This is a genomic window from Rhizobium sp. NFR03 (genome assembly GCF_900111275.1).
GTDB lineage: Bacteria > Pseudomonadota > Alphaproteobacteria > Rhizobiales > Rhizobiaceae > Ferranicluibacter.
The window spans coordinates 194,678-221,045 of record NZ_FOGR01000004.1 but is presented as its reverse complement, the minus strand read 5'-3'; the positions used below and the strand labels follow the sequence as shown (position 1 = coordinate 221,045).

Here is a 26,368-nt window from a genome sequence, read left to right as displayed (position 1 = left end):
AGATATCGACCGTCCGGTATATGGTCGCTCGATATCTTGTCGAAGCCGTTTACGCGGCGAACATCATTTCGGCGTCGCTCCGGTTGAACATGCGTTCCAGATTCAGGAAGCAGATCATGCCGTTCGGCTGGACGATGATGCCATCGGAAAACGCCGTTGCACCGGAGGACGTAACCTCGGGAACCGGCTGAAGCAGGTCTGCCGAGACCATGAGGATGTCAGAGACCTGATCCACGAGAAGCCCCATCACCATGCCATGCACTTCCGTGACCACGATGGCGCTGCGCTCGGTCGGTTCGGCACCATACATGCCGAGCTTGAGCGCAAGGTTGATCACCGGAATGACGGTGCCGCGGAGGTTCATGACACCCAGCACATCCGAGGGAGCCTGAGGAATGGGCGTTACCGGCGCCCATCCGCGAATCTCGCGGATAGTAACGGTCCGGACGCAAAATTCCTGGTCGTTGAGCCGGAAGGCAATGATTTCCAGCATTCCCGAATTCACTGCATGCGTCATCAAAATTCCCTCCATCCAGCTTTGGAGTGCAACGGCGGCTGGGAACCGCATCGCCGAAAGCGGTCTCGCGAAACATTGTAAATAACAAAAACAGAATAATAATAGATAAAGAAAAGTGAGGCGTGGGGGATGGATGAATATTATCGGTAAGGCGACGAAGCGGTTTTATGTCTGGACTTGCGTCGACGCGCGCAGAGGCAGTGGTTCTGCGATTTGAAGAGAAGCAGAAACGCTTTTTAGAACGCTGCCTTCAACTGCGCACCGACGTTCCATTCGGGATCGTCATACTGGCGGAAGGTGGCGGCGACCGAGGTGTCGAGGTGCCAGACGTCATCGAGCCGAACGCCGATGCGGCCGCCTGCGGAGGCGAAGGTCTGGTCGCGGGCGCGGCCGGATACATCGCCGACCCAATCGACAGATGCATGAACGGCTTTGTCGTCAGCGAAGATACGGCCTACCGCGCCGGAAAGCGTGTAGTCCAGCCGACCTTCGGTCTGGTGGCTCCAGGCAACCTCGGCACTGACGATGTTCTCGCTGGACGTGCCGCCGTGTACGGTTGCCGCGAAAAGGTTCCTGTCCGTCGCTGTCTCGCTGTAGCCGTCGAGGTCGAGCCACGCCTTGGTGAAACGTGCGGAGAGGACGATTTCGTTGGCCTGGTCAGGCGCGAAAACGGCACCGATCCGCCCGTACGAGCTTAGAAGCGAGCCATCCACAGTCCCGCTGGCGGAAACGATGTTTTCGACGTTGAGATAGCTGCGTGACAGATCCGCCGTGACGTTCGGGGAGCCCCAGAGACCGACTTCGCCAAAGGCACGCCAGGTCGATTGCGGCGTCGTATAGCGGACCGCGCCTGCAAGCAGCGCCAGCGTATCGACCGAGACGTTGTCGTCGTCGGGATTGACGATGGCGGCGCCGCCGAGAACGGTGATGCCGCTTCCGGCTTCCCAACGTCCCTTGAAGCCGGCTGCCGCGCTGGACGAGCCGAAGAGGCTGATCGAGCTACCCGCATCAAAGCGTTCGCCCTCGCCGAGAAGCCCTTGGGCCGTACCGATGAGTTCCGCGGCAATCGCCTGTCTCTGGCGCGCAAGCTGTTCCGTCGAGGCTGTGACCGACGACAGGGTGGTAAAGCCGAGGCGCGCGACATCCACCGTGTCGAGAAGCAGGGTGGCGTCGGGATTGTCGGGATCGATCGGCGCCGTCGCTTCCACGACAACCGTGAGGCCGAGCGTATCCGAACCGGAGATGCCGACCTTGCCGACGGTGGAAACATCATCCTCCGCCGGCCCCGTCACATCATATTTCAGAACCTGCCGGCCGTCCTGCAGCGTCACGATCTGTGCGGTCTGTCCGTCTTGCGTCGTAACGAAGCCACGATAATCCACACCATAGACGCTGATGCCATCGGGCCGGGTAACCGGGATGCTCAACTGGCAGGTGCTCATGGCGCGTGATGTGCCGGCGCCGCCGCCGGCGGTTGCTGAGAAGTCGTCGAAGAGCACACTGGTCGCATTGCCATCAGGCGAGGTGACGCTGGAGAACGTCCCGTCCGCGCATCCGTCTGCGGCGTCGGCACGGGCGGGTGCCACGGCCGCGATGCTCAGGAGACAGAGGGCGAACGATGTTCTGTGGCGCATGGACGGTTCTCGTGAGCGAAACGACGGGACAAGAGAGGGCAGGCAGGGAAGCAATCGACGGGGGTGGCAAACGCATACCACCCCCGTTGACGGATCATGTTAGTTGCAGGTCTTCCACTGCAGCTGATAGACGATTGCCGCCTTCACGTCCTGCGTATCGACAGTCGCCATGGCTTCCTGGCCACGCGTCGTGTTGACGCGGATGCTCGAGTTGGTGCGCAGGTTGACGTCTTCACCGCAGGCCGACCAGATCATGGAATCCGCCACGATCTTGTTGGAGATCAGGTAATCCTGCTCGCTCGGACCGGAGAAGGTCTTGACGAACGTCGGTCCGCGCGTTCCCGCGAAGAAGTACTCGACGTTGAACTGCGAGCGGGCGCCGCGCGGCAGCTGGTTGAAGCCGCGATAGTCGACAGCAAGAACCGAAACGCTGCGGCCCTGGGGCACGTGAACCGGAATGGCGACGTTGCAGGTCTTGCGGTCCATGTTCTTGCCCGTGTCGCCGCCAGCCTGGACGATGTAGTTGTCGAACAGCAGGCTCAGAGCCTTGCCGTCCGGGCTGATCGTAGCGGAGACGCTGTCCGACGGGCAACCGCTACCGCCATAGCCGGGAACGCCGAGGGAAATGTCGTCGGCATAGGCCGCGGACGAGATGAACAGCGACGCCAGCAGGAGACCGAATCTCTTCATTGAACTTCCTCTTTCAGGTAGTGAGCATCAAGCCCTGGCAGGAAAATAGGTGTGCCGATATGAACCGTCGCTGAGCAATCCGTTCGGCTGCAATTCACATCAGAAGGCGTTAGAAGTAGAGCGGCGTGATTAAGGGAGTTTTAATCAAACGCGGTCGAAATCGCGCCATTTAATGGCAGGATCATGTCCGGCGTCACGCATTGCGCAAAAACCTTCGGTAAGGGTTGGGAAACGCCGGGAAACGGCGAGAATAAGGAATTTTGATGGGAATACCGGCTCTACCCACGAACGCCGTCAAACTGCTGGCGCTCGCCGTCATGCTCGCGGGTTGTTCGACACCGCAGTCCGCTCCGGTCGTTTCTGTCAGGCCGGCGAGTTCATCGCAGGCCTTGCAGGATCACCAGCGCAAACAGGCGATCCGTGCTCGGGAAGGTGGTTACGAACGGCTCTACCGCCCACGGGTCTGCCGCTCGAATGTCGGACCCTGCGTACGCTGACGATCAGCTTCTGATATCGGCGCCGCCGAAGACCACCTGATTGCGCACGGACGGCTGGAAAAGCTGGTAGAGGAACGGTGACCCACTGCTGATCTCTTCCAGCGCTGCAACATGCTCTGGCGAGAGCGCCAGGCCGAGCGCGCCGACATTGTCGGTCACCTGCCCGGCACGGCTGACGCCCATCAGCGTGGAGGCGACGCCGGGACGGCCGACAACCCAGGCAAGTGCGATCCGGGCAGGGGTTTCGCCGGCCTCGTCTGCCACGCGTTTCAGCACATCCACGATGGACCAGTTGCGCTCCGTAAAGAGCGTGTCGCCGAACGGGTTATTGCCATCGAGCCGCTTGTCATCCTCCGGCCGCGCGGCTTCGGTGGGGCCGGCTTCATTCGGAACGCCGCCCGCCCGCGCCGGTCCGGCTTCCACCGTCGCGCGATCATATTTTCCGGTCAGCAGCCCATAGGCAAGAGGGCTCCACGGCACGAGGCCCATCCCGAAGGCACGAGCAAGGGGAACATGCTCGGCTTCGATGCCGCGTTCGACAAGGGCGTAGAAATATTGAAGACCGATCGGTGCCGGCAAGCCGCGCGTCGCGGCGAGCGTTGCGAGTTCTGCCGCATACCAAGCAGGCGTATTGGAAAGCCCCCAATAGCGGATTTTCCCGGACTGGACGAGCGCCGCCATTGTCTGCAACAGTTCTGCTGCCGGCGTGATCCCGTCCCAGATATGGATCCAGTATAGATCGATGAAATCCGTCTGAAGGCGGCGTAGCGAGGCTTCGATGGCAGCACGGATATGACGCGCGCCGTTGCCGCCGCCGTGAACGCCGCGCCCGTTCGAAAAGCCGGATTTCGTAGCGATTACCATGTGGTCGCGCAGGCCATGTTCCTGCACGAAAGCACCGACCATCTCTTCGGAACGCCCGCCGGAATAGACGTCCGCCGTGTCAATGAAATTTCCGCCGTGCTCCACATACCGGTCGAATATGGCGCGGCTCTCCTCTTCGCCCGCGCCCCAGCGCGGCGTGCCGAAGGTCATTGTGCCAAGTGCGAGCGGGCTGACGAGAAGGCCCGAGCGACCGAGCGAGCGATAGGTTTGAAGGTTCATGAAGCGGCGTCCCTGTTGGATCATGCTGCGTCATATGGACGGCAGGGACAGGGCGGACTAGACCTCTCATCCTGCACGGGTTGCTGAAAGGAATTCATCAATGGATCGCGATCTCTGGTCGGGAATGGCAGTATTCGTGGAGATCGTGGAGGCCGGTAGTTTTGCAAAGGCCGCCGCGCGGCTCGGGCAATCGCCCTCATCCCTCAGCCATGCCATGCGCGCTCTGGAGACCCGCCTCGGTATTCGTCTTCTCGACAGGACAACGCGCTCTCTTGCGCCAACCAGCGCCGGCGAAGCGCTGCTCGATCGGCTTCGTCCGGCCATGGATGCGGTCGATCTGGCGCTCGGTGCGCTGGATATGGCGCGCGACCGGCCGACGGGCCGCATCCGCATCAACGCCCACAGGACCGCGGCGGTCCATGTCGTGCTGCCGAAGCTCGCCGGTTTTTCGCATGCATGCCCTGATGTCGCGGTCGAACTCGTCGTCAATGACGGGCTTGTCGACATCGTAGCAGAGCGTTTCGATTGCGGCGTGCGTCATCAGGGCGAGCTGCAGCGCGACATGATTTCGGTACCCATCAGCCCGCCGGTGCCGCTCGTGTTCGTGGCGACGAAGACCTATATCCGCGATCATGCTTTGCCTGAAACGCCGGATGATCTCGGTCGTCATCATTGTATCTGCTATCGCTACACGTCCTCCGGCACGATCCATGTCTGGGAATTTGTCGTGGATGGTCGGCGCTTCGAGCGGGCGATCCCGGGTTCTTTCGTCACCAATGACGTGGATGTCATGTGCAACGCGGCCCTGAACGGCCTCGGTATCGCCTGTCTTCCGCGTGCGCACGTGGAAAGCCATCTCGCATCCGGAACGCTGGTCGAGGTTCTCGACGGCTGGGCGCCGATCCTGCCGCCCAACCACCTTTACTACCCCAATCGGCGCCAGCCGAGCGCCGCATTTCGGGCCTTTCTCGACGTCATGCGGAGCTGAGGTGACGTCTTTCGTCTCAGCGGAAGATCGATTTCAGCACGTTCCCACCTTTCAGCAGGTCGATGATCTCGTCGCCGCGTCCGTTCAGCACGGCCTGCATACCCCAGATGCCAAAGCCCTTGACCTCGTCGGCCGTGACGACCGGCGGCATGGAAAGCTCCTGCGGGTTGGTGACGACGTCGAGCAGAGCAGGGCCCGGATGGGCCAGCACGCTGGCGACCGCGTCTTCCAATTGGCCCGGATCCTCCACACGGATTGCGTGGATGCCCATGGCCTGCGCCATCAGGGCGAAGTTCGGGTTTTTCAGGTCGGTTCCGAACTCCAAGAAGCCGCCGCCCTTCATCTCCAGCGCGACGAAGCCAAGTGAGCCGTTGTTGTAGATCACGACCTTCACCGGCAGGTTCTGTTGCGCCAGCGTGAGGAAATCGCCCATGAGCATGGTGAAACCACCATCGCCCGAAAGGCTGATGACCTGCCGGCCGGGAAAGGCGGCCTGCGCGCCGATCGCTTGTGGCATCGCATTGGCCATGGAGCCGTGTGCAAGTGAACCCAGCATCCGCCGGCGTCCGTTCATCTTCAGATAGCGCGCCGCCCAGACCGTGACGGTGCCGACGTCGAAGGTGAAGACCGCGTCGTCCGCAGCCTGCTCGCTGATGACCTTCGTGAGGTACTGCGGATGGATCGGTTTGCGTCCAGGCGTTCCCGTCGCGAGATCGTCAAGCCCCTTGCGCGCCTTCTTGTAGTTGGCGAGGCTCTTCTTCAGGAACGTCTCGTCGGTCTTGCGGTCCAGCCGGGGCAGGAGCCCTTCGATCGTCGCGCCGATATCGCCAACGACGCCCAGCGCGAGCGGCGTCCGCCGCCCGATATTTTCCGGCCGCAGATCGACCTGCGCGATCGTCACATCCTTCGGAAAGAACTGGCGGTAGGGAAAGTCCGTGCCAAGCATCAGAAGCGTGTCGCAGTCCATCAGCGCCTGATAGCCGGACTTGAACCCGATCAGGCCGGTCATGCCGACATCATAGGGGTTGTCCCACTCTACATGCTCCTTGCCGCCGAGTGCATGGACGATCGGCGCCTTCAGCGCTTCGGCAAGCTGCACCACCCGGTCATGCGCCCCCGCGCAGCCGCGGCCGCAGAACAGCGTTACCCGCTCGCCCTTGTTGAGGATCTCGGCAAGCGCCCCAAGCTCCGCCGCAGCGGGGGTGACCACGGGGGCTGCAAGCCGCAGGCCAGCGGCGGCGGAGATCGGAGCCTCATAGGCCGAAAGCGCGATATCGCCAGGGATCACCACCACCGAGACGCTTCGATTTCCAAGCGCGCTGCGGATGGCTGTTTCCAGAATGCCTGGCAGCTGTTCGGGGTGGGAGACCAGTTCGCAATAATCCGAGCAGGCGCGAAACAGCTCTTCCGGCTTCGTCTCCTGAAAGTAGTTGCGGCCGATTTCCTGCGAGGGGATCTGCGCGGCAATGGCGAGCACGGGAACCCGGCTGCGGTGGCAATCGAACAAGCCGTTGATCAGATGCAGGTTGCCAGGTCCGCAGGAGCCCGCGCAGACGGCGAGGTCTCCCGTAAGGGCGGCTTCCGCGCCCGCTGCAAAGGCTGCCACCTCCTCATGGCGCACGTGCACCCAGTCTATATCGCCGCGTTTGCGCAGAGATTCCGTCATCGCATTCAGACTGTCGCCGACGAGGCCATAGATGCGGCGAACGCCGGCCTGATGAAGAACCTCGGTCACGAGATCAGCTGCAGTCTTTGCCATGGCGGAAGCTCCTGAAAGTGCGAGACGGATTGTCGATCACAAAGCGGATCGTTGGGCGGGCGATACGGGAAGATCTATGGCGGTAGGCCCCGCAGTCGAGGTCGCTTCGAAGAGATCGGCGCGATGTGGTTTCCTCGGCGACAAGGCGCCGTAAAAAAAGGGTGTGCAGTGCGCTCGATTTGCTGCACTGCACCTTATAGACGACGTCCCGCTGACCTCGATTTGCCGAACGATCCAAATCGATCTCGAACATCTGACCGGTGCCGGGGAGCGGTCGAAACCGGTGCAGCCAGTGGAGCACGTTCTCTGGTAGGAAGTGACGCTAGAACGTCCTCAAAACGATGCCACCGCGCCACGCGTCTACGACAAGATGGCCATTCCTGCAGCGCTCCCGTTCTGGTGGTCGTTCTCTCGCGAAGCTGGCGCGAACTCAGGGAAACGGGTCGATCGATAGCGACGTCTTTCGGCAGACGATCTCTGCGGCTCTGATACGATTCAGCGCTGTTCGGCGGGTCGGGATCGTGTGGATTGCGTAGGACGCGGTAAAGAATCCCTAGATTTCGGATTATTTGTGTTAATGATGCCTTTAAGATAAGATAGAAATACACGATATTCTAATTCTTCAACGGGATGCGTCGGCTTGCGGTTATCCCGCGAACGCGGCGTTGTCGGAGGAGACGGATATTTCTGAAGGTGTGGATCGCCCTATGGGTTGGGTTTGAGGCTGTGGAACACAAGCCGTCAGCTCGTTGTATCGACGCGACGAGCAAGGTCACCAGGACAGACGCAGCTTTGGTGACAGGTCCGATCATGCGGAACAAGGCGAGCGTCATCAGCGCTCGGCGCCAGAATTTCGAGATGGAAAGTGTTTAGGAACATCGGCATATTCAGCGAACAGGACAATGGTCCGAATTCGCCCGGAGGAAATCCCCAGAAGCGCTCCCTGCTCACCTTTTCGGGTGATGGGGTCTCGGTGATCGTATACCGATTGGATATCGATGACGTTTTGATAGAATGCCATCATCTTAAGGGTCGGCTTGAGATTACGGCCCATCCACAATCCGAACGAAAGTTCTTCCTCTTCTGTTACACAGATGGCTTTCTGCGGCAGCGGCCGTATGGCGCTGGCGAGCCGCATAGCATCGTCGCTCTACCGGCAGGACAGCCGGAGACACTGCAGCTAAGCGGTGATTGCGAATATATCTCGGTGAGCATTCCCACCGCGCTCTTTCAAAAACGTCTCTCCGTTCTGCTGGACAGACCGGTCGAGCGAAGCCTCGAATTCGTAAGCTTTCCGGATGGGGATCTGGAGAATCTGGATATTCTGCGAGACCAGTTGCAAGTTCTGCCCGCCGCGCCGATCCTCAGGACGAAAACGTTCCTTGCCTCGCGTAACGAAAGCCTGCGGAACCTGATCGTCGATTGTTTTCTCCAGCTTTTTCCCAATAATTACCTAGCCGTGCTTAGCGACGACCTGCCGACGATCGCGCCGCGGCACGTCAAGCGTGCCCTGAACCACATTCACGGAAACCCTCACCGTCATATCGCGCCCCAAGTGCTCGCAGACCTCAGTTCCGTGAGCAAACGCACGCTCCAATACGCTTTTCAGTCGGTCACCGGACAGACCATCACGGACTACCAGCGGCTTCTTCGGCTCAGCCGGGCTCACGAGATGGTCGTTTCAAACGTCGAGATTCCCCTGAAGGCAGTTGCCGAGACATGGGGGTTCGGGTCCTACGCGGCCTTTGGCCAGAGTTTCAAGAAGGCATTCGGCCTGTCACCTGCCGAGGCCCGGCGTGCCAGGGACCACGGTGGGAAGGTTCCCCCTCGCCAACCATCCGTTTCAGGCACGATCCTTTCAGAGAACGAGCGATAACGCACTTTTCAGCTGGAACGCGGGATTGCGCCTGTGTTCTTCCGGATCGATGGCGGCGGCGCTCGGAACGAGCATTCAGCCAATCGCTGATGCGCAACACTACATCGCAAGTGCAGGAAACAAAGCTGCTTCTCACGAACATAAGCAATCATCAATCATTGAAACGCATCACTGGCTCCATTCGCCGGCAGTTGTGCCGGTCAGCACGGCTCCGCCTGCATCTTCCGCTTATGCGGGAGAGCCACGGTCCCGTGCTTGAAGACGAGACCGATGAGGAGACGACGATGAAGCCTATTCTGCTTGTTGACGATTCAACCACGATGCTTGCAAGCCTTTCCAGCATTCTGACGAAGGCCGGCCTTGCGTTTAAAACAGCATCGCATGCTCAGGAGGCGCTCGACAGCGTCACGCGCGGGCTGGCGCCTTCGCTGGTGATCACCGATTACCACATGCCGGGCATGCACGGCGTCGAGCTCATTTCCCGGCTGCGGAAGCTTCCTGCGACCCGCTTCACGCCCATGCTCGTTCTGACGACAGACTCGCAACAGGACAAGCGCGCAGCGGCAAAGGCAGCCGGCGCGACGGGTTGGCTCGTGAAACCGGTCGATCCGGCAGCGTTGCTGCAAGTTGTTCGCCAGGTCATGGTTGCCTGAGACAGCGCCTTGTCCCGTCGCCGCGTCCACGCCAGCCGGAAATTTCCAGAATGATGCTTTTACGATCAGAACGCAGAACGGTGGTTCTCGCAGTGCTTGCAGGCACGTTTGCTGCTTGCGGATTGCTGTTTCAGCAGACACCACTCCCGCTGCTGGTCTTCTCCATCGGAGGCCTTCTCGTGGCAGCGTTCCGTGTAGGTCAGGTTGTTGGAAGTCGCACAGCGCGGGCGAACGCAGGCACGCATGCCACTTCCGCGACGGATCCGGATGCGAACGCCGAAAGCACGGCGACGACGAGTCTCGTGGCAGAGCGGGAGGATCGCGTGGATAATGTGGTCGATTTCCACACGGCGCTGTCGGAAAGAGGCGGCAACACGGAGCCGTCGACGGGCGACATCGATCGGATCGTCGCACAGCTCGCGGAGTATCCCGCTTATGTCGATCTTCTGAAGCGCCAGCTCCATTCCGTCACGACCGTGAGTCAGGATGCCGCGGAGAGCCTTCTGAAGAGCCTCCTCGATGTCGACCAGCGTGTCACGACACTCATGGGGTTTTTGCAGAGCGCTGGTTCGAGCGATAGTTCGGAGCGCATTCTCAGACGCATCGAGGATCAGTTGTCCGGCTGCCGGCAGCATCTGGTCAATCTGGGAGACGAACAGAAACAGTCCTCCCAGGATGCCATTGCTTTCCAGTCCAAGCTGGCAGCGGAAACCGATAGCGTTCTGCAGGTTCTCGACGGCGTCCAGCAGATCGCGCGACAGACGACGATGTTGTCACTCAACGTCTCGATCGAGGCTGCGCGTGTCGGCGATCTCGGGAAGGGCTTCGCCGTCATCGCCCACGAAATCCGCTCGCTCGCTGGCGAGGTTCAGCATCTCGCCGACAACGTCCACGAGCGGGTATCCGGGCTGATGTCGTCCGTCAGCGCGGATCTGAGAGAGCAGTCGCAGAAGCGGCAGGATACCGAGACGCTCGCCATGGGCCGGGTCACGGACGCGCTGGGTCTTCTGACAACCAATCTGGTCCTGCTTCTCCAGCATCAGCGTGAAGTTCTCGGCCGCGTGAAGGCCGAGAATGAGGACATCGCTCAGCCGATCATGGCGATGATGGGCAGCATCCAGTTCCAGGATATCGTGCGCCAGCAGATCGAGCAGATTACCTCGATGGCTCAGGAGGTCGAGGTGCATGTAGGCGAAGTGCGTGAGGGTCTGGCAACGCCGTCCACCATCCGGCAGGTCGAAATGTTGACCGAAAGGCTCGACAGGCTCGCCTCGTCCTATGTCATGCGCGAGCAGCGCGACATCCACAGCGCAGTGCTTGGAAATGGCGGTTCCGCGGCTGCGGCCGTCGTCAGCATCGAGCTTTTCTGATCGGAAAACCGCCGCTTCGCTGCGGCGTTTTCCGATTCTGGCTGTCGTGCGCACGAGCCTCGGCGAGAGCCGCGTTCTATCGCTCAGGTGAACATGTATTGCCAGAACGCAATATAAGACCGGCCTCAATCAGCTAACGAACAGAAATCCAATCTCGCACAAGCTCTGATGGAAAACCTCCGCCTGCCTTTCATAGGTTTACCCCGGCGGAGACATTGATGACACTCGTTAAGAAATACCAGAAGCAGATCAGCGACGCGATGGCCGGCCCGGCGCCGACGCGTGCCGCCGGCGCGTCCACCTCCCGCGACGCCGACCAGCAGCGCAAGCGCGCCCGCACCCTCGCCAAGCAGCAGCAGGCTGCGGAGCGCATTGCAGCGGCTACGGCCGAGATCGCTGCGGGCATCAATGAAGCCGCGTCGGCTGCAGAAGAACTGAAGCGCGCTTCCGACCAGATCGCAGCGGGCGCCACGGAGGCTTCCAATGCGGCCCAAGAGTCGCTCGTCGCCTGCCGCCAGATGGGTGACTCGATCACCCGCCAGATGCGCGCCTCCGAAATAGGCCAGGCGAAGATGGAAAGCACGCAGGCGATCGTTCTGCGGACGAGCAACGAAGTCGGCGCACTGATTGCAAACGTTGGCGTTGCCGCTGCACGGCAGAAAGCCTCCGTCGAACTGATCGCCGAGCTTGAGAAGCAGGCTGCCAACATCGGCGATATCGTCAAGGCCGTCGGCCGCATCGCCGACCAGACCAACCTGCTCGCTCTCAACGCCGCTATCGAGGCAGCGCGCGCCGGCAAGCACGGCAAGGGTTTTGCCGTGGTGGCAGACGAAGTGCGCACGCTCGCAGAGACGTCCGAGAAGTCGGCCAAGCAGATCGCCGATCTCGTCGGCCAGATCCAGGTCGATGTGAAGAGCATCACCTCCGGCATCAACACATCGGCCGAAGCGATCAACGGCGAAATCGAGAAGAGCAAGCTCGTTTCCGAGCAGCTGGAACAGATCCGGCTCGACGCGATCCAGGTCGTTACCGGCATCCGCGAGATCGCTGCCGGCGCCGTCCAGTCGAACGCAGCCGCTCTTCAGGCTCTGAAAGGTTCCGAAGAGATCGCTGCCGCCGCCGAGGAACAGTCCGCCGCCGCCGAGGAATCGGCAAAGTCGGTACAGGAACAGTCGCAGGCGCTGGCACAGTGCGAGCAGACCGCGCAGGTTTTGACCGAGCTTGCCGAAGACCTGAAGAACTCGACCGATATCTCCAAGAGCTCCGAGGAAATGGCCTCGTCGTCCGAAGAACTGTCGTCGGCCATCCAGGAGATCAACCGCTCGTCGAGCCAGGTGCAGACCGCTCTCGATGAAATCCGCCGCGGCTCGCAGGCCTCCGCATCCGCAACCGCCGAATCTGCTGCCGCCATGGGCCAGATCGAGCGTGGGCTGGAAATCGCTCAAGGGCGCGCGACCGAAAGCGTCGATCGCCTGACCGCGATGAAGAACCTGCTGGAACGCAACAAGACGTCGGTCGACGCGCTGATCGGCGGCATCCAGAACTCGGCGACCTCGACCCGCATCAGCATCGGTCAGGTCAAGGATCTCGCCGTCGTCTCCCGCCGTATCGACAAGATCGTCGAAGCGATCGCCACCGTCTCGGTTCAGACAAACATGCTGGCCGTCAACGGTTCGATCGAAGCCGCACGTGCCGGCGAATTCGGCAAGGGCTTCGCCGTCGTTGCCACCGACATCCGCAATCTCGCCCGCGATTCCGCCGAGAATGCCGACCGGATCAAGGATCTCGTCAAGGCCGTGCAGGACCAGATCCATGCCGTGAGCCGTGATCTGGACGAGATGGTCGAAGCGGCTCTCGGTGAAGTCGAGAAAGCCAAGACCACGACGGCAAACCTGATGGCCATCGAAGTCGAAGTTGCGGACGTGCAGAACGGCGCCGTGGAAATTCTCGCCAGCGCCACCGAGATTGCTGCCGCCATCGCTCAGACGAAGCTGGGCATCGACCAGATCTCTGCGGCTGCCCAGCAGTCGGAACGCGCGGCTGACGAAGCATCGACGGCTGCACGCCAGCAGTCCCAGGGTGCGGAGGAACTTGTTCGGGCCGTCGAGGAAATTGCCTCGCTCGCCGACGAACTGCAGACCGTAGCCTGATCGGATCGCACGATGTCATTTGATCAGGTCACCTCGGACATGGAAGACACGCCCGAGATCGAGACGAACAGCAATCAGTTCGTCACCTTCTCGGTTGAGGGAGAGATTTTCGCGGCGCCCATGGCGCCGGTTCAGGAAATCATCCGCGTGCCCAATCTGGCGCAGGTCCCCCTTGCGCCTCCCTCGCTCCTCGGTCTCGCAAATCTGCGCGGCCGTATCCTTCCGATCGTCAATCTCCGCCGGATCTTCGGGCTTGCGGACATCGAGGACACGGATGCCACGCGCGCGCTCGTCATCAATCTCGGGACGCCGCTCGGCTTTGTGGTCGATCGTGTTGCCAGCGTAATCGCCGTCGATGAGGCTGATATCGAGCCGGCAACGGCGATCGGCGCCAGTGTCGATGCCCGTCTTCTGACGGGCGTGGTCAAGCTGCCGAATGGCGAGATGATCATGATTCTCGACTTCGCCCAGCTGATCGCCCGTGAATTCGTGGGAACGCCCATGGATGGCCGTATATCCGACGTCGCTATCGCGGGCGATATTTCGTCGGCGGCGGGCGACGACGAGGAAGAGATCGATGCCGACGAGATCCAGCTCGTCTCCTTCACCGTGGAAGGCCAGGAATATGCGGCGGATATCGCCGCCGTTCAGGAAATCGTCCAGATGCCGGAGCGGGTGGTGGCGATCCCCAACGCGCCTTTGCACGTGCTCGGCCTCATGACCCTGCGGGAAAGGCTTTTGCCGCTCGTGTCGCTGCGGGTTCTCCTTGGTCTTCCGGAAAAGCAGGAGAACGAGGACCAGCGCATCATCGTTCTCGGGCTCGGCGAAGGCCAGGCCGTCGGCGTCGTTGCCGACAGTGTGGACGAGGTCCTGCGGGTCCCGCGCGGTCAGGTCGAAACGCTCCCGGCCATCCTCGCGAGTCGTGGCGGACTTGAGGAGATATCGGCTGTCTGCCGTCTGGACGGTGGCAAGCGGCTCGTTTCGATCCTCGATACCGACCGGATGTTCGCCAATGCCGCCATGAAAACCGCGCTGGCCAAGGCAAGCGCTATGGAGACGGACATGATCGACGCCGACAGCGAGATGGACGAGCATGATATCGCGGAGGACGAAGAGCAGGTCGTCGTTTTCCGCCTCGGCAGCGAGGAGTTCGGCGTACCGATCGCCGCGGTGCACGAGATCGTGCGGATTCCGGAAAGCCTGACGCGGGTTCCCACGGCACCGTCCTTCGTGGAGGGCGTCATCAACCTTCGCGGCGCCGTTCTCCCGGTCATCGACCAGCGTCGGCGGCTGAACCTCGAGGACATCGAGCGGAACGACCGCCAGCGTATCATGGTCTACGCGCTGAACGGCCGGCGGACCGGCTTCATCGTGGATAGCGTGACGGAGGTTCTGAAAATTCCGCGGAACGCAATCGAACGCTCGCCCCGGCTCTCGTCGGACCAGCACCGCATCCTCGGACGCGTCGCGAACCTCGAGAAGCAGAAGCGCATGATTATGTTGATGGATCCCGATGCTCTCCTCTCGGAGACGGAACTCGCGGATCTGGAGGCGTAGTCGAGCAGATGCCACTGAAGGTTCTTGTCGTGGATGATTCCGCGCTGATGCGAAAGCATCTGACGACGCTGCTGAAAGCGGAAGGTTTCGAGGTGCAGATCGCCCGCACGGGGCGGGAGGCCTTGACGGAGTTGTCCTTCTTCAAGCCCGATGTCGTGACGCTCGATATCAACATGCCCGAAATGGACGGGCTGACGGCTCTGGCGCATATCATGACGGAGCGGCCAACGCCGACCGTCATGGTGTCGTCCCTGACGGAACGGGGAGCACTGGCAACGCTGGAGGCTCTGGCGCTCGGGGCCGTGGACTACATTGCCAAACCCGGCGGAACGATCTCGCTGTCGATCGACGCGATTTCCAGCAGCATCGTTCAGAAGGTGAGGGCGGCCTCCGAGGCACGTATCCGGGGACGTCCCGGGCGCGGCGATCGCTATAAGGCAGTACCGGCATCGGCATCGGCACCAGTATCTGCTTCCGCATCGGCCGCGGCGTCTGCACGAGCCTCCCTCGTCAAGGACGCGACACCTCGCAAGCGGACCTATCCGGTCAGCGGCAGCCCGTTCGGCCTCGTGTTGATCGGCGTTTCCACAGGTGGCCCACGCACGCTTGAGGAGATCCTGCCATTCTTGCCGGCCAACCTGCCATGGCCTGTGCTGGTCGCACAGCACATGCCGCCATCGTTCACCGCGTCGCTGGCTTCCCGGCTGAACGGGCTCTGCCCGCTGGAGGTCCGCGAAGGGGCGAGCATGGAGGAACTGCGACCGGGAAATATCTACATTGCACGGGGCGGCACCGACATGGTCGTTGCGCAGCGCGGCAGCAAGCTCGTCATCATCAATCGTCCCGAGTCGCCAGTTCATACCTGGCATCCCTCCGTCGAACTTCTGGTGCAAACGGCGGCGGAACTGGTTCCGGCCGAAAAGATCATCGCCGTCCAGCTGACGGGAATGGGACATGACGGTGCTCAGGCGATGACGGATCTGCGGAAAGCCGGCGGACGGACGATCGCTGAGAGCGACGAGACAGCGATCATCTTCGGGATGCCGGCCGAGCTGATCAAGCGCGGCGGCGCCGAATGCGTTCTTCCCAGCGGAAAGATCGCACAACAAATTCGGCAGTGGATCGGCCGAGCATCATGAACCGGAGAGGATAGATCGCCATGCCGATCATGAAACCGAAAACGCGTGAGCCTTCCGAGGCCGCTGACGCTCCGAACGGGCAGCTATCGTTTGCAGAACTCGTCGAAGGTCTCACGAGCGGGGACCACGCCGTGCGCCTTGGCGCCGTCCGAAGCCTCGGTATTCAGGGCGGCACACCGGCCATCGACGTTCTCTGCCAGCATCTCGTCATCGACAGCGATCGCTCGACACGGGACGTCATCGCGGTCGAACTCGCCCGGCTTGGGGGTGAGGCCGTCGTCGAAGGTCTGATGCCGCTTCTTCGGTCCGATGACGCGGCATTGCGCAACATCGCCATCGACATTCTGAAGGAGCTGCCGACGGATGTCGCTCCGCGGATGGAAGCATTGCTCGACGACCCCGACCCGGATGTCCGCATCTTCCTTGTCAACGTGCTGGAAGCCCTGCGGCACCCGTCCGTCGAGGATTGGCTCGTCGCCGTCATCACCATGGACACCAATGTCAACGTGGTCGGAACGGCGCTCGATCTCCTCAACGAGGTCGGTTCCACGTCCTCCGTTCCTGCTCTGCGCGCGGCCATTGCGCGGTTTCCCGATGAGCCCTTCGTGACCTTCTCGGCTGGAAACGCACTCCGTCGGATCGGGAGTGCTGCATGAGTGCGGTCAAGGCCATCACCCCGGACGATTTTGCGCGCTTCTCGGAATATTTCTATCGCAAGACCGGCATCCACTTCGACGACAGCAAGCGCTACTTCGTCGATCGCCGGCTGACCGACCGGATTTCCGCAACCGACAGCCAGGACTTCAACACTTATTTCCGCCTGCTTCGGCTCAATCCCTCGGGCAGCGAAACGCAGGTCCTCACCAATCTGATGACGGTCAACGAGACCTACTTCTTCCGGGAAGCCTATCAGTTCGAGTGCCTGACAGATTTCATTCTCGCGGAAGTCGTGCGTTACAAGCGGGCGGGCGACCCGATCCGCATCTGGTCCATGCCGTGCTCATCCGGCGAAGAACCGTATTCCATCGCCATTCACCTCATGGAGAAATGGGCACATATCGACCGGTACGACGTGGAGATCTTCGGGTCCGATATCGATACCACGATCCTGGCCAGCGCGCAGACGGGCATCTATTCGCCGCGATCCGTGCAGGGCGTTCCGCCGAACCAGATGAAGAAGTATTTTACCAAGCTCCGGGACGGGAACTGGCAGATCTGCCAGGACCTCAGGGACTCGGTCGAATTCGTGCGGACCAATCTGAACGAACCTGCCGATCTCGCAAGGTTCAGCAGGGTCGACGTCATCTTCTGTCGCAACCTTCTCATCTACTTCGATGACATGTCGCGGCGCGCGGCGGCCGAAGCATTTTATGAAACGATGAGCCCGGGCGCCTTTATCTGCCTCGGCCACTCGGAATCGATGAGCCGAATTTCCAGCCTGTTCAAGGTGCGCCGCTTCGGCAGCACCATCGTCTACCAAAAGCCGTTGCCGGGAGAAGCCTCCGCATGAAACATGTCCTGATCATCGACGATGCGACGACGGTGCGCATGTACCATCGCCAGATCCTCTCAGAGGCCGGCTTCGCGGTTGACGAGAGCATCAACGGCGTCGAAGCGCTCGAAAAGGCGCTGACCAAGCGCTACGACCTGTTCGTCGTGGACGTGAACATGCCGAAGATGGACGGCTACCGGTTTCTGCGCGAACTGCGTTCGAATGCGGACGTCCACCAGGCACCCGCCGTGATGGTGTCGACCGAGGCCGAGGCCAAGGATCGCGATGCCGCCTGGGCTGCCGGGGCCAACTACTACATGACGAAGCCGACCAAGCCGGGTGCCCTGACGCGCGTCGCCCATCTTCTGACGGGAGAAGCCCAATGAGCCCCCTTCTCGAACAATTTCTGATCGAAGGTCGTGATTTTCTCGAACAGATCGGCCAGAAGCTCCTCTCGCTGGAAGAAGATCCCGGCAACGAAGACATCATCGGCGAGATTTTCCGCGCAGTTCATACGCTGAAAGGCAACTCCGGCCTCTTCGACATGCCGAGCCTCACAAGCGTCGTGCACGCCGCCGAGGATCTGCTGGATCGCGTGCGCGACCGGACGATGGAGATGAATCCGGAACTGACGGATGCGCTTCTCGAAGCCATGGATTTCGTCAATCGCCTCTTTGAAGACGTGGAAAGCCGTGGCGCGATCCGGCCTGAATACTCCGCCCAATCCGCCGATATCGCCGTGCGATTGCGCAACCTCCTGCCGGCGCGAGAGCCGCAGGCTGTTGGCTTGTTCGAGGAAGAGCCGTCTTTCGTGGAGCCGCCGGCCGACTGGTCTTGGCTCAGCCGCGTACCCGATGCAGAGCGGCTGGCCGCCTACGAGGCCCTTGCCGCAGAGCCATCGGTTTTCGTCGTTCGCTACAGACCGGAACCGGAATGCTTCTTCAAGGGCGAGGATCCCGTTCTTCTCGTGCGAACGGTACCCGGCATCCTCGTCTTCGACATTACCACGCCGGAGCCGTGGCCCGAAGCTACGGCACTGGACGTCTACCGCTGCAATCTTCAATTCGATCTCGTCAGCTCGGCGAGTCCCGAGGAGGTCGAGCATCATTTCCGCTATGTGCGGGATCAGACGGCCTTCTACTCGATCCCGGCAGTTGCGCTCGCTTTGCCGTCCGGCGAAAGCGGCGCGAAGACAAACGCTCCGGTCGATGATGCGATGATTGCTCCGATCTATCTGGAGCAGGCGCAGGAAAGACTGGAGACGGGCGATCTGGATGGTCTGCTCGACCTCACCACCACAGCGCTCGACATGATCAACCCCGCCCTCCATGCGGCATCGGCGCTTCGCTGGGTAAAACGGCTTATCGAGGCGGGCGCCGGAGTGGCCCCTATCGAATTTCTGATCGACGCCCTTTCCCGCAACGTCATGCCGGATTGGCAGTCCTATGCGGGACCTGTGGACGCTCCGCAGGCCGTTGCGGCCGTTGCGATCACGCAGGCGCCCATTGAGGAACAGGCTTCGACGCGGTCGATCCGCGACCCCGAAAGCGCGCGCGTTGCGGACGACCTTGCCAAGACACAGATCGTCATGCTTCAGCGGCCAAGCCGGCCGGTCGAGCTTGCAGGTCGACTTCGCTCCGTCCGCAACGTCATTGCCAACCTGCTGGGCGCCATGGGCGAAACAGGCGCCGTGGCGTCGCTTGACGAGGCCACGCATATCGCGCTCGATGGTGCCGACGCTGCTCCGCTGATCGCCTTCATCGATGGCATCGCCTTTGGTGAGACTGCTCGCGAACACATCGAGGTTCCTGCTCTCGAACCGCCGCTGGCCTTGCCGGAAGCCGAACCTCGCGAGGCCGTTCTTGAAGGCGCGTCGAGTTCGGTGGCGTATTCTGCCTCACCTCCGGCCCCACAAGCACCGGCTTCACGTCCCGCAATGCTCGATCCCGATGCTGTTGATCCTGCCAAGCGCTCAGGCGAGGCAGCGGGCGGCGACCGCGGCGTCCGGGTGCTGAAAGTGCCGCAGGAAAAGGTCGATCGCCTGATGGACCTTATCGGCGAGATGGTCGTCGCCAAGAACGCGCTGCCTTATCTTGCTGCGCGGGCAGAGGATCATTTCGGCTCGCGGGATCTCAGCCGGGAGATCAAATCGCAATATGCGATCATCAACCGGATCGCCGAGGAAATGCAGGACGGCATCATGCAGGTCCGCATGCTGCCGGTCGGCGCCGTCTTTCAGCGCTTTCCGCGGCTCGTACGCGATGTTTCGCGCCAGCTCGGCAAGCTGGTGCGGCTGGTGGTCGAGGGCGAGGAAACCGAAGCCGACAAGAACATCGTGGAATCGCTTGCCGATCCGATGATCCATATCCTGCGAAACAGCCTCGATCACGGGCTGGAAACGCCCGAGGTTCGCAGATCCCGGAACAAGCTGGAAGAGGGCCGCCTGACGGTGCGCGCCAGCCAGGAAGGCGACCGCGTTCTGATCGAAATCGAGGATGACGGCAAGGGCATCGATCCCGACGTCGTCAAGCGCAAGGCGTTCGAAAAGGGTCTGATCGACGAGCAGCGGCTGGAAACCATGACCGATGCGGAGGCAGTTCAGCTCGTCTTTGCCGCCGGCTTCTCGACAGCCGACCAGATTTCCAACCTGTCCGGCCGCGGCGTCGGCATGGACGTCGTCAAATCCAGCCTCGAAAAGGTCGGCGGACAGGTGCAGCTCACCAGCGAAAAAGGCAAGGGAACGCGCATTCTGCTTTCGCTTCCCTTGTCGATGAGCGTGTCCAACGTGATGATGGTCCACATCGCCGGCCAGCAATACGGCGTGCCCATGGAAAACGTCATGGAAACGGTGCGCGTCGCCGGTAAGGACATTCACGTTTTCAAGGAGCAGCGCACCGCCGTGCTGCGCGGCCGGATCGTACCACTCTACGATGCCAATCAGCTGCTCGCCCGCGACAGCATTCCCCAACCGAACGAGGATGGGGAATATGCCGTTCTCGTCGTGCGCATCGGCGGGCAGACCGTCGGTATCATCGTCGATGGTTTTGCCCAGACGATCGACGTCATCCTCAAGCCGCTCGAGGGACCGCTTGCCTGCATCTCCGGTTTCAGCGGCAGCGCCTTGCTCGGCGATGGCAGCGTGCTCCTCGTGCTCAACCTGAAGGAACTGCTCTGATGACGATCCGATTTTTGAAGACGAAGGCCGTTTTGTCGGAAAATTGCACGGTGGAAGAAGCCGAGGAAATCGTGCAATGGCTTATCAACAATCCGAAGGCGGAGTTGAACATGCGCGAGGTGACGCATCTGCATACGGCATCGCTGCAGGCGATCGCGGCGACGGGAAACCGAATCTCCGCACTGCCGAACGATCCCTTCTGCGCGCAGGCGCTGCAACGTCTCGGACGTGCCTGATGCCTGAAACGACGGCGATGAAGAGCGGACGCGGCAGATGAGCGAGGACGGAGATGCGGCTCTGCCCTTCGTCATCGCCGTGGCCAACCGCAAGGGCGGCACGGGAAAGACGACGACGACGGTCAATCTGGCGGCCGGTCTCGTTCGCCTTGGCCTGCGCACCCTGCTGATCGATTTCGACAGCCAGGGCCATGCCGGGCTGGCATTTGGCGCTGTCGCCGGCCGGACCGAGCCGACGGCGCACGGCGTGTTCTCGAACGGTCCGCAGGCGCTGGAACATGCCATTGTCGCAAGCTCCGGGAAGCCGGGATGGCCGGACCTTGCGCTTGCCGATACCCGCTCTCCGCATCCCGGCGGGGTCGTGGCACCGGACCTTCTGGTGCGCGCGCTCGACGTGCCGCGCATCCGCGAACATTACGACGTGGTGGTGATCGACACCCCGCCCTCGCTCGATGCGCTGATGGTGACGGCGTTGACGGCAGCCAATGCGGCCATCGTGCCGTTCGTGCCGCATCCACTTTCCATAGAGGGCGTGCGGCAGTTCAGCCGTGTCTTCTTTTCCGTACGGCTGGGCGCAAAGCCACGTCTTCGGCACGTCGCCTTGTTGCCCATCATGGCCAGTCCGCATGTTCTCGTGCATCGCCGGATGATCGATTCCCTGCGTCAGGAGTTCGGTGACGAGCGTATTCTCGACCCCATAAGGTCGGATATTCGGCTTGCCGAAGCCTTCGGAGCGCACAAGCCCATCTTCGACTACATGCCGTCGGGTCGGGGGGCGCAGGATTATGCTGCGCTGACGGCATCCATCGTCACGCGCTGGAAACTCGGATCCTGAATTTTAATGACCGGGGAAATTGCTTCATCTTAAATTTATACCTAAATTAGGCGAGGTGGATTCGTTCTGCTAGAACCCGTCTTCGTCCGTCTCGCTGATCTCGGCAGTTCCCGCGATCCAGCGTCACATGGCGGCATACCTCCTATCGTTCCGGTGGCGTTCACCCTGGCGGCGATCGAACAGAAACGAGAACGGCATGACCAATGTATTCAACGGCGCTTCCGGCAAGGCGGCGACGGGCATCATAGGCCTCGACGAGGTGATGCAAGGCGGCCTGCCCAAAGGACGGACGACCCTGATCGAGGGCGGGCCGGGCTGCGGGAAGACAGTTCTTGCGTTGCAGATATTGGTGAACGGCGCCAAGCTGTCCGGGGAGCCGGGTATCTTCGTCGCGTTCGAGGAAAGCTCGCAGCGGATCGCCCAGAATGCGGGGACATTCGGCTGGGACCTCGAAAGCCTGCAACGTGACAACCTGTTCTTCATCGATGCCCAGCCGAGCTACGATCTGCTCCAGTCCGGTCCGTTCGATCTCGGCGGCATGCTCGCGGCCCTCGACGTGAAGGTGAAGGAAATGGGCGCCAAGCGCGTCGTCTTCGACGCGATCGACATGGTGCTCGATCTTTTCGATCATCGGCAGGCCGCCCGGAACGAAACCTACCGGCTTCACCAATGGCTGAACGAACGCGGGCTGACGGCGGTGATCACGGCCAAGGCCAGCCCGTTGCTGAACGGCGGAACGTCCGAAGCGCTCGAGTTTTTGCAGTTCATGGTCGATTGCTCGATCTTCCTGCGCCACGATATGGTGGAGGGGACATCCCAGAGAAACATCCGCGTCGGCAAGTTCCGTGGCTCGCCCTTCGAGGAGAACGCGACGCCGCTTGGTATCGGACCGAGGGGTATCGAGGTCGCCTATGGCCGGAATGTCGAAGATACGAAGCGCAAGGCTTCTACCGAGCGTCTTTCGAGCGGCGTCAAGCGGCTGGATACCATGCTCGACGGCGGCTATTATCGTGGCGCCGGCATCCTGCTGACGGGGTCGCCCGGCACGGCGAAGACAACGCTCGCCGGCGCCTTCGCGGTTGCGTCCTGCGAACGTGGCGACAAAACCCTGTTCGTCACGCTGGATTCACCGGAAGAGGAAATTCTGAGAAATCTCTCTGTCGTCGGGGTGGATCTCGAAACGCATGTCGCATCGGGTACGCTGCTCTTCAAGACCATACGGTCAACGACGGCAAGCGCGGAGATCCACCTGATGCGCATCCGGGACATCGTGCGGTCGCATGGTGCGCGCTGCCTCGTCATCGACCCGGTCTCCGCCCTGTCGAAGGCGGGCAATCTGGGAACGGCGAGGAACGTCGTCGAGCGGTTGATCGACTGGTCGAAAGCGGAGGAGATCACGCTGCTTTGCACGAGCCTTCTGGAAGGCGACAATCCGCTTGCGGAGAGCACCGCCGTGCAGATCTCGACGCTCGCCGATACGTGGATCCACCTCAACTATCTCGTCCACGCAGGTGAACGCAATCGCGCCCTCTCGATCATCAAGTCGCGTGGCAGCAACCATTCCAATCAGGTCCGCGAACTCATTCTCGGCGCTTCCGGCATCTCGCTCGCCGATGTCTTCACCGCCGGCGGGGAGGTTCTCATGGGTGCCATGCGCTGGGAGAAGGAACGGGCCGCTGAACAGGAGGAAGCCGAGCGCGAGACGCGGATGAAGCGTCGCCGGATGGAGCTTTCCGCGGAAGCTGCCGCCCTTCAGGCTCGCATCGACGCTTTGCAACAGGAACTGTCCGACAAACGCGAGGATGTCGAGCGGCTGAACTCCGGAATCGTGAAAAGCGGCGCAGCCGCGGTCGATAGTCTGGTCACGTTGCGCCAGTTGCGCCGGGGAGACGTCATCGACACCGTATCGCAAGGCGAACCCTGATGTCTGCGCCTGTGCATTTCCGTCTTTATGTGGCAGGCACGGCACCGCATTCACAGCGGGCTGCAGCCAACCTGCGCGCATTCTGCGCGGCGCATCTCGGCGATCGACATGAAATCGAGGTCATCGACCTCTTCGGCGATCCCCTCCGCGCCCTGACCGACAAAGTTCTCCTGACGCCGACGCTCGTCGTCAACAATTCGGGTACGATCCGGCGGATCGTCGGCGATCTCAGCGAAACGTCCATGTTGCTGGACTTCGTCGAAGGCGGAGCGACGTGAGCGCGCGACAGGCGCTCACCGAAAGCGGAACGGACGAACTCACGCTGCTCATCGAACTGTTGCAGGAGACGCAGCAGCGCATCATGACGCTGACGGACGGCCTGGTCGATGCCGTCATGCCCGCTTCCGGGAACCTGTTGCTTCTGCCGGAGACACAGACCCATTTCCGCGATCAGGCGATGGCGTATCAGGCCTTCGCGGCCGAGCGTACCGCCATTCTCGATGCACTGCCGGCCCATGTCGCGCTTTTGAGCGCGACGGGTGAGATTCGCAGCGTCAATGCCGTGTGGCTGGCTTTCGCCGATCAGCTTTCGCCCGTGCCGGGACTGGCGGTCGGCACGCTCTATGCCGATTTCTGGAGCACGCCGGAGGCGTTCGGGACCCTTGATGTAGACGCTGTCCGCTCGTCCGTCGCCGCCGTTCTCCGCCGCGAACGCCGGCTGTTCGACGTCGAATATTGCCTGCATCTTCGTCCCTCCAACCCGTGGTTCCGTCTTGTCGTCGCGTCGCTGGCCGACGACGCGGAACGGGGCGCCGTCGTCATGCACATCGATATCACCGAGCAGAAGGCGAACGAGGAGAAGGTCCGGCAGATGCAGCGTCTCGATGCGCTGGGCCAGCTGACCGGGGGCGTGGCACATGATTTCAACAATCTGCTCATGGTCATCATGGGGAACGGCGAGGCCCTTCTCAGCAGTCTTGCAGAAGACGAGCAGCGGCGCGACTGGGCGGAACTGATCGTTCTCGCGTCCGAGAAAGGTGCCGCTCTCACCAATCGCCTGCTGGCTTTCGCACGACGTCAAGCTCTCGTGCCGGAAACCATCGACCTGTCGGCCCTGCTCGCAGGTGTCGTCCTGCTCCTTCATCGCACGATCGGCGAACATATCACGATCACGGTTCCCGCCTTCAACGGCCCCTGTCACGTCCGCGCCGATCGCTCCCAGCTCGAAAACGCCGTCATCAACCTCTGCATCAATGCGCGGGACGCCATGCCGCACGGCGGCTCCATCACGCTCGATCTGGCAAGCCGCAGCATTCTTGCAGAGGACAAACCGCCTGCCGCCGACCTGCCGCCCGGAGACTATGTCGTCCTGACGGTATCCGATACGGGCAGCGGCATGGATGCCGCAACGTTGATGCGGTCCTGTGAACCCTTCTTCACGACGAAGGCGATGGGGAAGGGGACGGGCCTCGGCCTCAGCGTCGTCTACGGCTTCATCAAGCAGTCGAACGGCGCGATCTCTATCGATTCCGTCCTGGGTGCGGGAACCGATGTTCACCTTTGGCTTCCCCGCGTTCCGAAACCGGTGGCGAACGCGGAAAGCGGATCCAAGGCGCCGGACGGCGTCAAGGGCCAGCGAATCCTGCTGGCGGAAGACGATCCGCTGGTCGCCCGCTCCGTTCGTCAGCAACTTATCGGCTTCGGCTATCAGGTCGTGAGTGTCTCGAACGGTTCAGAGGCGCTAGACTACCTTGCACAGGATGCGGCGTTCGATCTGGTTTTCACCGACATCGTCATGCCGGGCGGCGTGAGCGGGCTCGAACTGGTCCGTGACGCAGGGCGTCTCTACCCGCATCTGAGATTCCTGCTGACATCAGGCTATGCCGATGCACTGGACGATGCGTTGCGGGCGCGTCTCGCAGGTAACCTTCTTGCCAAACCCTACAAGAGGTCCGCACTGGCGGAGAAACTCGACACCTTGCTCCGGCCATAACCGGCAGACGCCGAACATTCAACCAGCGCCTGATTGCAGGACAATATGCGTAGAGAGAAAGCAGCATGAGCTGACATGGATATTCTGATCATCGAAGACGACGTTCTCATTGCGAAGACAATGAAAAGCACGTGGCCGGTTGCCGGCGACACGCTGCAGGTCGTCTCGACCTACGCGCAATCCCTCAGCCTGATCACGGGGCCGGAGTTGATGTTGTTCGACGCCGTGGTGCTCGACATTCATCTCCCGGACGGCGATGGTCTCGGCATCCTTCGCACGATCCGGGCGCATTCGACGGTGCCGATCGTGATGATTTCGGGGACGGGTACGCCCGACACGCGTGCGGGCGTCTTCGATGTCGGTGCGGACGATTACCTGATGAAGCCCTTCTCCGTTCGAGAGTTGCAGGCCCGGGTGGCGCGGCTGGTCACCGTTCGCAAGGCCGCTCAGCCGGAAGGGCTCACGGGCACCTTCCTGGTCGATCGCGTCGAATGCGATCTCCAGATCCGGCATCTCAGTCTCGGGACGGCCGTCGAATCGCTGACGGACGCCGAAGCCCGGATTCTCGGCTACCTCCACGCCAATGCCGGCAGGACCTGCAGCAAATCGGCCATCTACAAGCATGCCTTCTTCCGCGCATTCAATCCTGCGGACAAGACGCTCGATGTCTATGTCGGGCGCATTCGACGGAAACTTTCCGCGCTCGATGCTCAGAGCGCCCTTCATCTTCAGACGGCGCGCGGGGTCGGCTACCGGCTGGAAGCGTCGCAGCGCTGACG

General features: G+C 61.6%; 22 protein-coding genes. 17 read left to right on the top strand and 5 right to left on the bottom strand.

Translation table 11 applies throughout. The annotated features are described in order from the left end of the window. Positions 1–49: 49 nt before the first annotated feature. From BSG19_RS14250 to BSG19_RS14235, 4 genes are all read right to left on the bottom strand, one after another. Entirely contained in the window at positions 50–517 is a 468-nt protein-coding gene (locus BSG19_RS14250; protein WP_170865979.1) for a chemotaxis protein CheW, read from the bottom strand. A 236-nt stretch (positions 518–753) separates the two neighbouring features. Continuing rightward, positions 754–2,151 carry a DUF4360 domain-containing protein gene (locus BSG19_RS14245; protein WP_092988691.1) on the bottom strand — a complete coding sequence of 466 codons (1,398 nt, stop codon included), beginning with the start codon at positions 2,149–2,151 and terminating at the stop codon, positions 754–756. A 99-nt stretch (positions 2,152–2,250) separates the two neighbouring features. Continuing rightward, positions 2,251–2,841 (bottom strand): DUF4360 domain-containing protein, encoded by a 591-nt coding sequence (locus tag BSG19_RS14240; RefSeq protein WP_092988690.1) that lies wholly within the window; start codon positions 2,839–2,841, stop codon positions 2,251–2,253. Positions 2,842–3,341: 500 nt separating this feature from the next. Next, positions 3,342–4,442: an aldo/keto reductase gene (locus BSG19_RS14235; protein WP_092989074.1), complete on the bottom strand. Its 1,101-nt coding sequence runs from the start codon at positions 4,440–4,442 to the stop codon at positions 3,342–3,344. Positions 4,443–4,542: 100 nt separating this feature from the next. Here BSG19_RS14235 and BSG19_RS14230 point away from each other — a divergent pair, with 100 nt between their 5' ends. Beyond that, a complete protein-coding gene (locus tag BSG19_RS14230; protein ID WP_092988689.1) occupies positions 4,543–5,430 on the top strand; it encodes a LysR family transcriptional regulator in 888 nt (295 codons plus the stop codon). A gap of 16 nt (positions 5,431–5,446) precedes the next feature. On the opposite strand, the gene poxB is transcribed toward BSG19_RS14230, so the two are convergent. Beyond that, positions 5,447–7,189 (bottom strand): ubiquinone-dependent pyruvate dehydrogenase, encoded by a 1,743-nt coding sequence (poxB, locus tag BSG19_RS14225; protein WP_092988688.1) that lies wholly within the window; start codon positions 7,187–7,189, stop codon positions 5,447–5,449. Positions 7,190–8,054: 865 nt separating this feature from the next. Between poxB and BSG19_RS14215 the strand changes: the two genes are divergently transcribed. The 16 genes from BSG19_RS14215 to BSG19_RS14140 all read left to right on the top strand — a co-directional run bounded on the left by BSG19_RS14215 (position 8,055) and on the right by BSG19_RS14140 (position 26,366). Continuing rightward, complete coding sequence (locus tag BSG19_RS14215; protein ID WP_170865978.1) at positions 8,055–9,065, top strand: AraC family transcriptional regulator; 1,011 nt, start codon at positions 8,055–8,057, stop codon at positions 9,063–9,065. 284 nt (positions 9,066–9,349) lie between these two features. Then, positions 9,350–9,718 carry a response regulator gene (locus tag BSG19_RS14210; RefSeq protein ID WP_092989073.1) on the top strand — a complete coding sequence of 123 codons (369 nt, stop codon included), beginning with the start codon at positions 9,350–9,352 and terminating at the stop codon, positions 9,716–9,718. Positions 9,719–9,768: 50 nt separating this feature from the next. Then, a complete protein-coding gene (locus tag BSG19_RS26515; RefSeq protein ID WP_092988685.1) occupies positions 9,769–11,088 on the top strand; it encodes a methyl-accepting chemotaxis protein in 1,320 nt (439 codons plus the stop codon). A 218-nt stretch (positions 11,089–11,306) separates the two neighbouring features. Then, on the top strand, positions 11,307–13,238 hold the full coding sequence (locus BSG19_RS14200) for a methyl-accepting chemotaxis protein (RefSeq protein ID WP_092988684.1): 1,932 nt from the start codon (positions 11,307–11,309) through the stop codon (positions 13,236–13,238). Positions 13,239–13,250: 12 nt separating this feature from the next. Further along, a complete protein-coding gene (locus BSG19_RS14195) occupies positions 13,251–14,795 on the top strand; it encodes a chemotaxis protein CheW (protein WP_092988683.1) in 1,545 nt (514 codons plus the stop codon). Between the two features lie 8 nt (positions 14,796–14,803). Continuing rightward, the gene (gene cheB, locus BSG19_RS14190) at positions 14,804–15,934 is read left to right on the top strand and encodes a chemotaxis-specific protein-glutamate methyltransferase CheB (RefSeq protein ID WP_092988682.1); all 1,131 of its coding nucleotides are present in this window, start codon (positions 14,804–14,806) and stop codon (positions 15,932–15,934) included. 20 nt (positions 15,935–15,954) lie between these two features. Continuing rightward, positions 15,955–16,590 carry a HEAT repeat domain-containing protein gene (locus BSG19_RS14185; RefSeq protein WP_210185393.1) on the top strand — a complete coding sequence of 212 codons (636 nt, stop codon included), beginning with the start codon at positions 15,955–15,957 and terminating at the stop codon, positions 16,588–16,590. After that, positions 16,587–17,444, top strand: coding sequence for a CheR family methyltransferase (locus BSG19_RS14180; RefSeq protein WP_092988681.1), 858 nt, complete (start codon positions 16,587–16,589; stop codon positions 17,442–17,444). The genes BSG19_RS14185 and BSG19_RS14180 overlap by 4 nt, the downstream gene beginning before the upstream one ends. Continuing rightward, positions 17,441–17,812, top strand: a complete 372-nt coding sequence (locus BSG19_RS14175; RefSeq protein ID WP_092936447.1) for a response regulator — start codon at positions 17,441–17,443, stop codon at positions 17,810–17,812. The genes BSG19_RS14180 and BSG19_RS14175 overlap by 4 nt, the downstream gene beginning before the upstream one ends. Beyond that, a complete protein-coding gene (locus BSG19_RS14170) occupies positions 17,809–20,601 on the top strand; it encodes a chemotaxis protein CheA (protein ID WP_092988680.1) in 2,793 nt (930 codons plus the stop codon). Before BSG19_RS14175 ends, BSG19_RS14170 begins: the two co-directional genes overlap by 4 nt. Continuing rightward, on the top strand, positions 20,601–20,837 hold the full coding sequence (locus BSG19_RS14165) for a hypothetical protein (protein ID WP_092988679.1): 237 nt from the start codon (positions 20,601–20,603) through the stop codon (positions 20,835–20,837). The genes BSG19_RS14170 and BSG19_RS14165 overlap by 1 nt, the downstream gene beginning before the upstream one ends. 37 nt (positions 20,838–20,874) lie before the next feature. After that, complete coding sequence (locus tag BSG19_RS14160) at positions 20,875–21,672, top strand: ParA family protein (protein WP_244529252.1); 798 nt, start codon at positions 20,875–20,877, stop codon at positions 21,670–21,672. Positions 21,673–21,868: 196 nt separating this feature from the next. Continuing rightward, positions 21,869–23,596 (top strand): circadian clock protein KaiC, encoded by a 1,728-nt coding sequence (gene kaiC / locus BSG19_RS14155; protein ID WP_170865977.1) that lies wholly within the window; start codon positions 21,869–21,871, stop codon positions 23,594–23,596. Next, positions 23,596–23,874, top strand: a complete 279-nt coding sequence (locus tag BSG19_RS14150; RefSeq protein ID WP_092988677.1) for a circadian clock KaiB family protein — start codon at positions 23,596–23,598, stop codon at positions 23,872–23,874. Before kaiC ends, BSG19_RS14150 begins: the two co-directional genes overlap by 1 nt. After that, complete coding sequence (locus BSG19_RS14145) at positions 23,871–25,589, top strand: ATP-binding protein (RefSeq protein WP_092988676.1); 1,719 nt, start codon at positions 23,871–23,873, stop codon at positions 25,587–25,589. Before BSG19_RS14150 ends, BSG19_RS14145 begins: the two co-directional genes overlap by 4 nt. Before the next feature lie 75 nt (positions 25,590–25,664). Then, positions 25,665–26,366, top strand: a complete 702-nt coding sequence (locus BSG19_RS14140; protein WP_092988675.1) for a response regulator transcription factor — start codon at positions 25,665–25,667, stop codon at positions 26,364–26,366. The last annotated feature ends 2 nt before the right edge of the window (positions 26,367–26,368 follow it).

Coding starts and splice junctions, on each gene's coding strand:
- BSG19_RS14250 (WP_170865979.1), bottom strand. CDS start 517: ATGACGCATGCAGTGAATTCGGGAATGCTGGAAATCATTGCCTTCCGG.
- BSG19_RS14245 (WP_092988691.1), bottom strand. CDS start 2,151: ATGCGCCACAGAACATCGTTCGCCCTCTGTCTCCTGAGCATCGCGGCC.
- BSG19_RS14240 (WP_092988690.1), bottom strand. CDS start 2,841: ATGAAGAGATTCGGTCTCCTGCTGGCGTCGCTGTTCATCTCGTCCGCG.
- BSG19_RS14235 (WP_092989074.1), bottom strand. CDS start 4,442: ATGAACCTTCAAACCTATCGCTCGCTCGGTCGCTCGGGCCTTCTCGTC.
- BSG19_RS14230 (WP_092988689.1), top strand. CDS start 4,543: ATGGATCGCGATCTCTGGTCGGGAATGGCAGTATTCGTGGAGATCGTG.
- poxB (WP_092988688.1), bottom strand. CDS start 7,189: ATGGCAAAGACTGCAGCTGATCTCGTGACCGAGGTTCTTCATCAGGCC.
- BSG19_RS14210 (WP_092989073.1), top strand. CDS start 9,350: ATGAAGCCTATTCTGCTTGTTGACGATTCAACCACGATGCTTGCAAGC.
- BSG19_RS26515 (WP_092988685.1), top strand. CDS start 9,769: ATGATGCTTTTACGATCAGAACGCAGAACGGTGGTTCTCGCAGTGCTT.
- BSG19_RS14200 (WP_092988684.1), top strand. CDS start 11,307: ATGACACTCGTTAAGAAATACCAGAAGCAGATCAGCGACGCGATGGCC.
- BSG19_RS14195 (WP_092988683.1), top strand. CDS start 13,251: ATGTCATTTGATCAGGTCACCTCGGACATGGAAGACACGCCCGAGATC.
- cheB (WP_092988682.1), top strand. CDS start 14,804: ATGCCACTGAAGGTTCTTGTCGTGGATGATTCCGCGCTGATGCGAAAG.
- BSG19_RS14185 (WP_210185393.1), top strand. CDS start 15,955: ATGCCGATCATGAAACCGAAAACGCGTGAGCCTTCCGAGGCCGCTGAC.
- BSG19_RS14180 (WP_092988681.1), top strand. CDS start 16,587: ATGAGTGCGGTCAAGGCCATCACCCCGGACGATTTTGCGCGCTTCTCG.
- BSG19_RS14175 (WP_092936447.1), top strand. CDS start 17,441: ATGAAACATGTCCTGATCATCGACGATGCGACGACGGTGCGCATGTAC.
- BSG19_RS14170 (WP_092988680.1), top strand. CDS start 17,809: ATGAGCCCCCTTCTCGAACAATTTCTGATCGAAGGTCGTGATTTTCTC.
- BSG19_RS14165 (WP_092988679.1), top strand. CDS start 20,601: ATGACGATCCGATTTTTGAAGACGAAGGCCGTTTTGTCGGAAAATTGC.
- BSG19_RS14160 (WP_244529252.1), top strand. CDS start 20,875: ATGAGCGAGGACGGAGATGCGGCTCTGCCCTTCGTCATCGCCGTGGCC.
- kaiC (WP_170865977.1), top strand. CDS start 21,869: ATGACCAATGTATTCAACGGCGCTTCCGGCAAGGCGGCGACGGGCATC.
- BSG19_RS14150 (WP_092988677.1), top strand. CDS start 23,596: ATGTCTGCGCCTGTGCATTTCCGTCTTTATGTGGCAGGCACGGCACCG.
- BSG19_RS14140 (WP_092988675.1), top strand. CDS start 25,665: ATGGATATTCTGATCATCGAAGACGACGTTCTCATTGCGAAGACAATG.